This is a genomic window from Williamsia sp. Y853 (assembly GCF_056786495.1).
Map to the genome: position 1 here is coordinate 1,912,025 of NZ_JBXCJC010000001.1, position 12,050 is coordinate 1,924,074.

Genomic DNA, 12,050 nt, shown 5'->3' on the forward strand with positions numbered 1-12,050 from the left:
CCTTTAAGGATGGTTCGAGCCGAGGATCGTTGTGGATCAACAGATCTCGCGCAAGCAATCCTTCGCGGCAAGTCACCTCACACCGTCTGTCATGTAGTCAAATGTCTCCTGGGTCATGGATGCCACCTCTCCGAGGTGCTTGCGCATCGCTTCTCGTGCTCCGTCTGCGCTTCCGGCGGAGACGGCCGCCAGGATCGACTTGTGGCCGAGGTACGAGACTTCCCGCGCATAGCGGGTCGAATGTGACAGAACGCGTGTGGTGCAGGTCCATGATCCGGCCAGGGTGTTGATGGCCGACATCAGTGGATTCTGCGATGCCGCGGCGAGCAGCATATGAAACTCGAGGTCGCAGCGCAGCGATTCGTCCGGCGTTGCATCGGTGACTGATCGGCGCAGAACCTCCTCGAGTGCAATGAGATTGGTCGGTGTTGCGCGAAGTGCGGCGAGCGCTGCCAGCCTGGGTTCGATGGTCTCCCGCAGCTCCGCAACATCACGGAGTTGATGCTCGGCATCGGAGAGCTCGGCGTACAGGGTCTGGACCCGTTTGGGCATCGGCATCACGGTTGTACCGCGTCCTGGTCGGCGTTCCACAAGGTGCTTCGACTGCAGTTCATGCATCGCCTCCCGCAAGGACGCGCGTGATATGCCCATGTGAATGGCCAGCTCTCGTTCGGATGGCAGTCGGTCGCCGGGGACGAGTTCACCTGTGGCAATGAGCTTTTCGAGATGTGCCGCGATCGCGGCGCTGACGCTGTCGCGACCGGTGGAGGTGCTGTAGCCGATGGAAAGTGCCTCGACGGGTACAGTCCGTCCGCCCGAGTTCCCAGACCCGATCGTGGGTGACAAATCATGCCTCGCTCGTCCTCGGAATTGTCGACTTGGCCTGACCAATCCGGTTGAATTGGTCTGACCTTAGCCGGGTTCACGAGCGGCCCGCCAGGTGAGGAGGCGATCTGCAACGGGCTGTTAACAATTGCGGCAAATCGAAATCCCAGAACCGGCAATCCTCGTGAATCCACTGGTAGAAGGTCTATTTCGCGTCTTTATGATCCCATTGAGTGGGACTTCGATGTCGCCGACAGGATTCTCTGTTTCATTGGTGTGAACAAGTATCGCCTGCAATTGACGGCGGAATCGCGTCGGCTCTACGGTCGACTTGGTCGGACCAAGTGGTCCCGATTTTCGAGCTGACAATCCGTCAGCGTTCCCTGAAATCTCTCTTTTGGAGCCGCCATGCGCTGGGTTATCCGTTCACGACGTCGTCCGATGGGCCTGACCGCAGCGGACACCGTTGTCGGTCAGGTCGTCGACGATGTCAAGGGCGTCCACTGTCGGATCAGAAAGGCGGATTTCGCACCATGGCACTGAATTCGGGGAGTTCAGGGGCGGGGCGCCTGCGGGGCTTCGACGCCGCGGACATCCGGACGTTCTGCATGCTCGCCCTGACCTTTTCTACGGGTATCTCCGATGCTGTCGGCTACCTCGCGCTCGATAAGGTGTTCACCGCGAACATGACCGGCAACGTCGTGATCATGGGTATGGGCATCGGGCAGGCCGACGGGTTGCCGGTGCTCGGACCCATTCTCGCGCTGGCCGGCTTCATGGCGGGTGCGGCAATGGGAGGGCGGTTCGTCCGTCACGAGAAGGCCAAGTGGACACCGAGGGTCACCGGCGCATTGTTCGCGGTGGCCGCGGTGCTCTGCGCCACCGGCGTCATGCTGCTGGTCGTGCCGATCGACCACGGGCTCACCAAACCGTTGGCAACGGTCCTGCTCGCCACCCCGATGGGGCTTCAGGCGGCAGTGGCCCGGCACGTGGCGGTTGCCGACGTGACAACCGTGGTGGTCACCTCGACGATCACGGGGCTGGCCTGCGATTCGCGGTTCGGTGCCGCGCGCGAGCAGTTGTGGGTGCGACGACTGCTCGCCGTCCTCGCGATCGGCGTCGGTGCACTGGTGGGTGCGGCGCTGCTGTTCATCGATGTCAGCGCCGGGGTCCTGGCATCTGCGGTCATCACAGTTGTGGTCGCGGCGATCGGACACCATCGTCATTCCGGAGAGGACGACGACGCGGTCTGAGTCGACGGTGGATCTGGAATTGCTAAATCGTTCGTCGGAAGGCATCTTTTGGGCTGACAATGATCGCGTGACCCATCCGGGCCGGGTCTGAAGCAGTCGGACGTTCGGGGTGATGTCATGGGAAATGTTGTGACGGATGGCTTTGCCAAGTTGCCGGGAGTTGCGACTGCGCGGTCCTACCGCCGCGAATGGTTGCGGCCGGACATCACCGCCGGGCTCGTTCTGACCGCACTGCTCATCCCGGCGGGAATGGGATACGCCGAGGCGGCGGGGTTGCCTGCCTACGCGGGCCTGTACGCCACCATCGTCCCGCTACTGGCTTACGCGGTGGTGGGACCGTCGAAAATCCTTGTCCTCGGTCCTGATTCGTCCCTGGCACCGCTGATCGCGGCGGCTGTCGTGCCGCTGGCGGTCACCGATGATCCCGAGAGTGCGCTCGCGTTGGCCGGCGTTCTGGGTGTTCTGGTCGGCCTCATCCTCCTGCTTGCCGGCTTCCTGCGTCTCGGATTCGTCACCGACCTCCTCTCGAAACCCATCCGACTCGGCTATCTCAATGCGATCGCCCTGATCGTGGTGGTAGGCCAGTTGCCCAAGTTGCTCGGGTTCTCCGTCGACGCGGACAGCTTGCTCGGCGAGATCTGGGAGACCGTAAAGGCCATCGCGAACGGCGACATCGATCTCCTCGCCGCCACAATCGGTTTCGGTTCGTTGGCCATCATCATCGGATTTCGCATCGCAGTTCCGCGTATCCCCGGTGTGCTCGTCGCGGTGGTCGCGGCGATCATCGTCTCGGCTGCGCTGGGTCTGACGGACGACATCGGGATGGTCGGTGCACTGCCAGAAGGGATGCCGCTGCCGTCGTTCGGTGGCGTCGACTGGGGGGACGTGGCCGAACTCATCGGGCCCGCCGCCGGTATCGCATTGATCGCCTTTGCCGATACCGGTGTTCTCTCGCGCACCTTCGCGGCCCGTCATGGCGAGGACGTGAATGGCAGCACCGAGATGAAGGCGATCGGGGTCGCCAACATCGCAGGCGGAATGTTCAGCGGATTTCCCATCTCCGCGAGTGGATCTCGGACCCCGGTTGCCGAACAGAGCGGTGCCAAGACCCAATTGGCCGGTGTTGTCGGTGCGCTTGCGGTCCTGGTGTTCATCCTCGTCGCGCCCGGCGTCACCGAATATCTTCCCGACGCGACGCTGGGCGCCGTGGTGATCGTCGCCGCGACCGCGCTGGTGGACGTCAACGGGATGATCCGGATGTGGCAGATGAGCCGGACCGAGTTCGGTCTGGCCTCGGCGGCGTTCCTCGGCGTCGCGCTGGTGGGTGTCCTGCAGGGTGTCCTGGTGGCGATCGCACTGTCCTTCATCGCAGTGGTGGCCCGGTCGTGGCAGCCCTACCGCACCGAACTCGTCCAGACGCCTGGAGAACCGGGCTTCCACGACATCGACCGTCATCCCGAAGGACATCGAATCCCGGGACTGGTGCTGGTGCGCTTCGACGCCCCGCTGTTCTTCGCTAACGGAGACGTCTTCGACAACTTCGTGCGATCGGTGGTGGCGGATGCGAAGACGCCCGTCGAATGGGTCATCGTCGCTGCGGAGGCCCTCACCGGACTCGACACCACCGCAGTCGACGAACTCGTCGACCTCGACACGTATCTCGAGGGCAAGGGCATCCATCTGGTTTTCGCGGAGATGAAGGGTCCTATCAAAGACCGCCTCATCCGGTTCGGGGTGGGCGACAGGTTCGGCGCCGGACACTTCTATCCGACCATCGACGCCGCCGTCGCCGCCTTCCGTGATCGTTGCGCCACCTGAGCCTGCGCGGCTTCGGGTCAACCCGTCGTCGAGACTCGGTTGGGCAATTTCCACAGCTCAGTTCACGCCGGTCGTACCCGGAATGATCGCCGAGGAATAGACTTCCGTAAAGGGTGGTTGACGACGCCGAATCCCGCCCTGGGCAGTCGGTTGTCGGCCTCTTCACGAGACCGGCGGAGACCTGCAGAATTGCTTTGGTCTGCGCTGGTGCCGGACGATTTTGACCTGGGCACACCGGGTCGGTAGACTTGACCGCTGGTGCTCGGCCTCCGCATTAATTCAAATGGCCGGGTCCCATCTGCGTGCCTTCACCTGCCACGCTGGGCGTTTTCGACACGCCCGACTAAGGGGTAGGGAAGGCGTTACCTGACCAGGGCTTTTCAACTGGTGGGGCGTACTGCGGAGGTTCCGAGATTTATCGGAAACTTGCCCGGAGCAGAAACCGCAGCAGAGCAGCAAAGAAGACCGCCAACCAAAGGAAGACTCTCAGTGCCAACTATCAACCAGCTGGTCCGCAAGGGCCGTCACGACAAGCCTGCCAAGCAGAAAACGGCAGCGCTGAAGGGCAGCCCGCAGCGACGCGGTGTGTGCACCCGCGTCTACACCACGACCCCGAAGAAGCCGAACTCGGCGCTTCGTAAGGTCGCCCGTGTCCGCCTCACCAGTTCGGTTGAGGTGACCGCATACATTCCCGGTGAAGGCCACAACCTGCAGGAGCACTCGATGGTGCTCGTTCGCGGTGGTCGTGTGAAGGACCTCCCGGGTGTGCGTTACAAGGTCATTCGTGGCTCGCTCGACACCCAGGGTGTCAAGGCCCGCAAGCAAGGCCGCAGCAAGTACGGCACGAAGAAGGAGAAGGGCTGATGCCACGTAAAGGACCCGCACCAAAACGCCCACTCATCAATGACCCCGTATACGGCAGCCCGCTGGTCACCCAGCTGGTGAACAAGATCCTGCTGGACGGCAAGAAGTCGACCGCCGAGCGCATCGTGTACAAGGCTCTCGAGCAGGCCCGCGAGAAGACCGGCACCGACCCCGTCGTGACCCTCAAGCGTGCGCTGGACAACGTCCGCCCCGCCCTCGAGGTCAAGAGCCGTCGTGTCGGTGGCGCCACCTACCAGGTGCCGATCGAGGTCAAGCCCGGTCGCGCGAACACCCTCGCTCTGCGTTGGCTCGTCACCTTCAGCCGTCAGCGTCGCGAGAAGACCATGGTCGAGCGTCTTGCAAACGAGATGCTGGACGCGAGCAATGGTCTGGGCGCTGCAGTCAAGCGTCGCGAGGACACCCACAAAATGGCCGAGGCCAACCGGGCGTTCGCGCACTACCGCTGGTGATACTCAGCAACAGCTGCAAAAACTTTCAATTCAGAGTGAGGAATTAAGTGGCACAGGAAGTGCTCAGCGACCTCAACAAGGTTCGCAATATCGGCATCATGGCTCACATCGATGCCGGCAAGACCACAACCACCGAGCGAATCCTCTTCTACACCGGTGTCAACTACAAGATCGGCGAGACCCACGACGGCGCCTCGACGACCGACTGGATGGAGCAGGAGAAGGAGCGGGGTATCACCATCACCTCCGCTGCGGTGACCTGTTTCTGGAACAAGAACCAGATCAACATCATCGACACCCCCGGGCACGTCGACTTCACCGTCGAGGTGGAGCGAAGCCTGCGTGTGCTCGACGGTGCGGTTGCGGTGTTCGACGGCAAAGAGGGTGTGGAGCCGCAGTCCGAGCAGGTCTGGCGGCAGGCCGAGAAGTACGACGTTCCGCGTATCTGCTTTGTCAACAAGATGGACAAACTGGGCGCCGACTTCTACTTCACGGTGCGCACCATCGAAGAGCGTCTCGGTGCCAAGCCGCTGGTTCTCCAGCTGCCGATCGGCGCCGAGGATGACTTCGACGGCGTTGTCGACCTGGTCGAGATGCGTGCCATCACCTGGCGCGGCGTTGTCCCGTCCGGTACTGAGCCCACCATCGAAGAGATCCCCGCGGATCTGCTCGAAAAGGCGAAAGAGTACCGCGAGAAGATGATGGAGACCATCGTCGAGACCGACGAGGTGCTTCTGGAGAAGTACTTCGGCGGCGAAGAGGTCACCATCGCCGAGGTCAAGGCTGCGATTCGCAAGCTGACCGTCAACCGCGTGCTCTACCCGGTGATCTGTGGTTCTGCGTTCAAGAACAAGGGCGTTCAGCCCATGCTCGACGCGGTCATCGATTACCTGCCGAGCCCGCTCGACGTTCCCTCTGTGGAAGGTCACGCGCTCGGCAACGAAGAAGAGATCCTGTCGCGTAAGCCGTCGGCGGACGAGCCGTTCGCGGCGCTGGCGTTCAAGATCGCCTCGCACCCGTTCTTCGGCAAGTTGACGTTCGTGCGGGTCTACTCGGGCCACATCACGGCCGGCACCGGCGTGCTCAATGCCACCAAGGGCAAAAAAGAGCGCATCGGCAAGCTGTTCCAGATGCACGCCAACAAGGAAATGCCGGTTGAGGATGCCACGGCGGGCCACATCTACGCGATGATCGGCCTCAAGGACACCACCACCGGCGACACCCTGTGTGACGCGGCAAACCCGATCGTCCTGGAATCGATGAGTTTCCCGGACCCGGTCATCAACGTCTCGATCGAGCCGAAGACCAAGTCGGACCAGGAAAAACTGGGTCTTGCGATCCAGAAGCTGGCCGAAGAGGATCCGACGTTCTCGGTCAAGCTGGACAACGAGACCGGCCAGACCGTCATCGGCGGTATGGGCGAGCTCCACCTGGACATCCTTGTCGATCGCATGAAGCGCGAGTTCAAGGTCGAGGCCAATGTTGGTAAGCCGCAGGTGGCTTACCGAGAGACCATTCGCAAGACGGTCGAGAAGCACGACTACACCCACAAGAAGCAAACGGGTGGTAGTGGTCAGTTCGCCAAGGTCATCGTCAAGCTCGAGCCGCTGGTGGATGCCGAAGATGGCGCCACCTACGAGTTCGTCAATGCCGTGACCGGTGGTCGCGTTCCGCGTGAGTACATCCCATCCGTGGATGCCGGCGCGCAGGATGCGATGCAGTACGGCGTACTGGCCGGTTATCCGCTGGTCAACTTGAAGTTCTCTCTGCTCGACGGCGCGTACCACGACGTCGACTCGTCGGAGATGGCGTTCAAGATCGCCGGATCGGCTGCCATGAAAGAGGCAGCCAGGATGGCGGGTCCGGTAATCCTCGAACCGTTGATGGCCGTTGAGGTCACCACACCTGAGGACTACATGGGCGACGTGATCGGCGACCTAAACTCACGCCGTGGTCAAATCCAGGCCATGGAAGAGCGCAGCGGTGCCCGTATCGTTAAGGCATTGGTTCCGCTGTCGGAGATGTTCGGCTACATCGGCGACCTTCGGTCGCGGACCCAGGGCCGGGCAAACTACTCCATGGTGTTCGACTCGTACGCCGAAGTTCCGGCGAACGTGGCGAAGGAGATCATTGCCAAGGCAACGGGCGAGTAATCACCCGTCGCCTCGGCGATAGCGCCATCGGCGCACAACAATTAAGAGATCGCTTGTGCGGGGAAGGGTTTTGAAAAGCCCTTCCCCGACCAAGAACTAAACACACAGTGACCGGGATTGCCCCGGTCGCTCGACAGTCCAGGAGGACAATCAAGTGGCGAAGGCGAAGTTCGAGCGGACCAAGCCGCACGTGAACGTCGGCACGATCGGTCACGTCGACCACGGCAAGACCACGCTGACGGCGGCGATCACCAAGGTGCTGCACGACAAGTACCCGACCCTCAACGAGAGCTTCGCGTTCGATCAGATCGACAAGGCTCCCGAAGAGAAGGCTCGTGGTATCACGATCAACATCTCGCATGTTGAGTACCAGACCGAGAAGCGTCACTACGCCCATGTCGATGCTCCTGGTCACGCGGACTACATCAAGAACATGATCACCGGTGCTGCTCAGATGGACGGCGCGATCCTCGTGGTTGCCGCCACTGACGGCCCGATGCCGCAGACTCGCGAGCACGTGCTGCTCGCCCGTCAGGTGGGCGTGCCGTACATCCTTGTCGCGCTGAACAAGGCCGACATGGTTGACGACGACGAGATCATCGAGCTGGTCGAGATGGAGGTGCGTGAGCTCCTCGCCGCCCAGGATTTCGATGAGGACGCCCCCGTCATCAAGGTCTCGGCACTCAAGGCTCTCGAAGGTGATCCCGAGTGGGTCAAGACCATCGAAGAGCTCATGGACGCTGTCGACGAGAGCATCCCGGAGCCGGTTCGCGAAACCGAGAAGCCGTTCCTGATGCCCGTGGAGGACGTGTTCACGATCACCGGTCGTGGAACCGTTGTCACCGGTCGTGTGGAGCGTGGCGAGGTCAAGGTGAACGAGGAAGTCGACATCGTCGGCATCCGCGAGAAGACCACCAAGACCACCGTCACCGGTATCGAGATGTTCCACAAGCTGCTCGACTCGGCACAGGCCGGCGACAATGCCGGACTGCTGCTGCGTGGCCTCAAGCGTGAGGACGTCGAGCGTGGACAGGTCATCATCAAGCCGGGTACCACCACCCCGCACACCGAGTTCGAGGGCCAGGCTTACATCCTGTCGAAGGACGAGGGTGGACGGCACACCCCGTTCTTCAACAACTACCGTCCCCAGTTCTACTTCCGTACAACTGACGTGACGGGCGTTGTGACCCTGCCCGAGGGCACCGAGATGGTCATGCCCGGTGACAACACCGAGATGACGGTCAAGCTGATTCAGCCGGTCGCCATGGACGAGGGCCTGCGCTACGCGATCCGTGAAGGTGGCCGCACCGTTGGTGCCGGTCGCGTCACCAAGATCATCAAGTAAGCAGTAGTACCCAGCTAGAAGCGAAAGCGCCCGATCCCTTTGGGGTCGGGCGCTTTTGTCTGTCCTGGACCGGAAAACTATCTGTTTACACGGTTTACAAGTACCTACCTCCAAAGATACGATTAGGAAAATTCGTTCCAATGGAGGTTCTCGGACCATGTCCACAAAGTTCTCGGAGATACCCGCCGGTTCCGACCTCAAGGAGATCCCGTTCTCGACGCGCAACGGGGCGCTCGAGGTGCTTGCGATGCGGCGGGATCCCTTCAAGCATGCGGACGAGCGACATGCGAAGTTCGGCAGGGTTTCCGGGATCAATGCGTTCGGCCAGAAGATCGTCGTGGCGTCCGGGCCTGCGGCGGCCGACGAGCTGCTGATGAACAAGAAGAAGGCCTTCGCCAACGGGCCTGCGTGGTCCTATCTGATCGGCCCATTCTTCAACCGGGGCGTGATGTTGCTCGACTTCGACGAGCATCGCCATCACCGCCTGATCCTGCAGCAGGCCTTCAACACGAAGGTACTCAAGGGCTATATGGATGCCATGCAGCCGATGATCCGGCGGCGGATGGAACAGTTCCCGACCGGAGATGTGCTGCTGTTCAAGGAGTTCAAGGCGCTGACCCTTGATGTGGCCCTCGAGGTGTTTCTCGGCATGGAGCTGTCGAAGGCCGAAGCCGACCGGATCAACAAGGCATTCCTGGAGACGGTGCAGGCAGGCACCGCGGTGATCCGTAAGCCCGTCCCCGGAACCCGGTGGTGGCGCGGAGTGCGGTCTCGCAAGATCCTCGAGGAGTTCTTCTACAAGCACATCTCCGCAAAACGATCCGCCCGGACACCGGATCTGTTCTCCCAGCTGTGTTTTGCCGAAAGCGAAGAGGGGCATCGGTTCACCGACGAGGACGTCGTGAACCACATGATCTTTGTGCTGATGGCCGCACATGACACGTCGACCATCACGATGACCCAGATGTGCTACCAGATGGCGAAGGCGCCGCAGTGGCAGGAGCGGGCCCGTTCGCAGTCACTCGAGCTGGGGTCGGAGTTGTCCTATGAGGATCTCGCGGCGCTGACCGATCTCGACTTCGTGATGAAGGAATCGCTGCGACTGTGTCCGCCGGTGCCTGCTCATCCACGAACCGCCATGCAGGACACCGAGATTCAGGGCTATTTCGTTCCGAAGGGCACGATGGTCGCTGTGCCGAGCCAGGCGAACCACGTGGACGCGGAGTATTGGAAGGATCCGTGGACCTTCGACCCGGAACGGTTCAGCAAGGAGCGAGCCGAGGACAAGGTGCACCGGATGGCGTGGAGTCCGTTCGGCGGTGGCGTACACAAGTGCATCGGCCTGTATTTCGGTCAGATGGAGATCAAGACGATCATGCATCATCTGCTGCGCAACTTCGAGTGGTCGGTGCCCGCCGGCTACGAGATCCCGATGGACTACAGTTCCCTGCCGATCCCGAAAGACGGACTGCCGGTGACCCTGCGCCGCAGGTGACCGTCGAGCGTGCCGAACCGACCATCGAGTGGGCCGAGCTGCCGACGGCAGAACTGCTGTGGGCAGCAACCTCTTTCGTGGATCGGCGCGATTCGGCACGCTGGGCGACATGAACAATATTCAGAACGGCAACAGCACGATCGACGACGAATTGGTGAGCAGGCTCTTTCATCAACGCGTTGTCGTGCTCGGTGACCAGCTCGACCAGACGTTGGGCAACCGGCTCTGCAGCCAGCTACTTCTTCTGTCTGCCGAGGATCCGCACAAGGACATCAGCTTCTGGATCAATTCGCCGGGCGGTTCGGTGCCTGCGATGCTCGCGATCATGGACGTGATGCGGGCCATCCCGAATGACGTGAGCACCTTGGCAATCGGGATTGCCGCCAGTGCGGGCCAGTTCCTGTTGTCGGCAGGCACGCCAGGCAAACGATATGCGCTCACGCACTCGCGGATCCTGATGCACCAGGGATCATCCGGTATCGGTGGTACGGCCGTTGATGTGGAATTGCAGGCCGACGATCTGCGGCATACTCGCGACACGGTGCTCTCGCTGATCGCAGCCAACACCGGAATGCCGCTCGAGCGGATCGTGAGCGACTCCCTGCGTGACAGGTGGTACACCGCCGCGCAGGCTGTGGACTATGGGTTCGTCGATCGGGTTGTCGACGGCGTCGAAGACATCTACCCGGCATTCGCGCGTCCGGTTGCGTTGGGCGGCAAGCGATGAGCAGCTACACCGTGCCTTACGTGATCGAGAAGACCGCGGGCGGCGAGCGCTCACTGGACGTGTACAGCCGGTTGCTCTCGGAGCGGATCGTCTATCTCGGAACGGAAATCGATGACGGCGTTGCGAACGTGCTGATCGCCCAGATGTTGCACCTCGCATCTGACAGTGCCGGGCAACCGATCAACCTCTACATCAACTCGCCGGGTGGTTCCCCGTCGGCAATGCTTGCCGTCTACGACACCATGCGCTTCATCACCTGCGATGTCGCGACGACGTGTGTGGGTCAGGCCGTCGGTGCCGCGGCCGTCCTACTGGCCGGAGGTACTGCCGGACAGCGGGGGATTCTCCGCCACGGACGAGTGGTGTTGCATCAGCCGGCCATCGAGGGGAAAGGATCGATCCCGGACCTGATCATCCATGCCGATGAAGTACTTCGCGTGCGGGGTGAATTGGAGGAGTTGTTGTCCCGGCATACCGGAAAAGACCTCGAGACCTTGCGGCGCGACACGGACCGGGACCTCATTCTGCGCGCCGACCAAGCAGTCGATTACGGTCTCGCCGACGAGATACTCCAGGCCCGTTTGTAGGTGCAATTCACCGGGCGGGGCCTTGTCGTACCGGCGCTGTCATGAGCTGTTTCGGTGCGGGCGCTCCACGCCCGCCGCAGCCTGACCTCCGAATACGCCGCCGTCACAGGGCCCTTCCGGATGGTGCTCAGGAGACCATCCGGAGGCTCACGTGGCCGCCGGGGCGGCGCATCGTTGCCGTCGTGCGCTGAACTCCGCCGACCGCGGTAACGGCAGGCCGTGGCCGGGCGAGGTCTTCGAGTACCTCGGCGACGCCGCGGGTGACCTGCAGGAGTGAGAGTCCGAGGGCGCCGCTGACGGCGGCCAAGATCTCGGACGATGGTTCCTTGCGGCCACGCTCGATCTCGGACAGATATTGCGGTGAGACCCCGGCCTCTGCGGCGATGTCGGTGAGTATGCGTTGTTGTTCGGTGCGTACCCGCCGCAGGACAGTGCCGAGTGCTTCACGCCAGAGCAGCTCGATCGACACGGGGTCGGGGTCGGCAACGCGGGTGAGATATGGGCCCATGGGTT

11 protein-coding genes are annotated in these 12,050 nt (G+C 62.0%); 9 read left to right on the forward strand and 2 right to left on the reverse strand.

All coding sequences use genetic code 11. From position 1 onward, the window contains the following. Nucleotides 1–72: 72 nt before the first annotated feature. Nucleotides 73–846, reverse strand: coding sequence for a FadR/GntR family transcriptional regulator (locus AC1TPF_RS08895; protein WP_482143551.1), 774 nt, complete (start codon nt 844–846; stop codon nt 73–75). A gap of 512 nt (nt 847–1,358) precedes the next feature. On the opposite strand from AC1TPF_RS08895, the gene AC1TPF_RS08900 reads away from it, so the two are divergent. From AC1TPF_RS08900 to AC1TPF_RS08940, 9 genes are all read left to right on the forward strand, one after another. Beyond that, nucleotides 1,359–2,078 (forward strand): YoaK family protein, encoded by a 720-nt coding sequence (locus tag AC1TPF_RS08900; protein WP_482135481.1) that lies wholly within the window; start codon nt 1,359–1,361, stop codon nt 2,076–2,078. A 117-nt stretch (nt 2,079–2,195) separates the two neighbouring features. Further along, nucleotides 2,196–3,896 (forward strand): SulP family inorganic anion transporter, encoded by a 1,701-nt coding sequence (locus AC1TPF_RS08905; RefSeq protein WP_482135480.1) that lies wholly within the window; start codon nt 2,196–2,198, stop codon nt 3,894–3,896. A 489-nt stretch (nt 3,897–4,385) separates the two neighbouring features. Further along, nucleotides 4,386–4,760 (forward strand): 30S ribosomal protein S12, encoded by a 375-nt coding sequence (gene rpsL, locus AC1TPF_RS08910; RefSeq protein WP_482135479.1) that lies wholly within the window; start codon nt 4,386–4,388, stop codon nt 4,758–4,760. Beyond that, the gene (rpsG, locus tag AC1TPF_RS08915) at nt 4,760–5,230 is read left to right on the forward strand and encodes a 30S ribosomal protein S7 (protein WP_482135478.1); all 471 of its coding nucleotides are present in this window, start codon (nt 4,760–4,762) and stop codon (nt 5,228–5,230) included. Before rpsL ends, rpsG begins: the two co-directional genes overlap by 1 nt. Before the next feature lie 47 nt (nt 5,231–5,277). Next, on the forward strand, nt 5,278–7,383 hold the full coding sequence (gene fusA, locus AC1TPF_RS08920) for an elongation factor G (RefSeq protein ID WP_482135477.1): 2,106 nt from the start codon (nt 5,278–5,280) through the stop codon (nt 7,381–7,383). A 154-nt stretch (nt 7,384–7,537) separates the two neighbouring features. Next, complete coding sequence (gene tuf / locus AC1TPF_RS08925) at nt 7,538–8,728, forward strand: elongation factor Tu (RefSeq protein WP_482135476.1); 1,191 nt, start codon at nt 7,538–7,540, stop codon at nt 8,726–8,728. 157 nt (nt 8,729–8,885) lie between these two features. Beyond that, a complete protein-coding gene (locus AC1TPF_RS08930) occupies nt 8,886–10,223 on the forward strand; it encodes a cytochrome P450 (protein WP_482143552.1) in 1,338 nt (445 codons plus the stop codon). A 109-nt stretch (nt 10,224–10,332) separates the two neighbouring features. Further along, nucleotides 10,333–10,950 (forward strand): ClpP family protease, encoded by a 618-nt coding sequence (locus AC1TPF_RS08935; protein ID WP_482143554.1) that lies wholly within the window; start codon nt 10,333–10,335, stop codon nt 10,948–10,950. Further along, a complete protein-coding gene (locus AC1TPF_RS08940) occupies nt 10,947–11,537 on the forward strand; it encodes a ClpP family protease (protein ID WP_482143555.1) in 591 nt (196 codons plus the stop codon). The genes AC1TPF_RS08935 and AC1TPF_RS08940 overlap by 4 nt, the downstream gene beginning before the upstream one ends. A gap of 127 nt (nt 11,538–11,664) precedes the next feature. Here the strand turns inward: AC1TPF_RS08940 and AC1TPF_RS08945 are convergent, their stop codons facing one another. After that, nucleotides 11,665–12,045, reverse strand: a complete 381-nt coding sequence (locus AC1TPF_RS08945) for a helix-turn-helix domain-containing protein (RefSeq protein WP_482135471.1) — start codon at nt 12,043–12,045, stop codon at nt 11,665–11,667. Between the last annotated feature and the right edge of the window lie 5 nt (nt 12,046–12,050).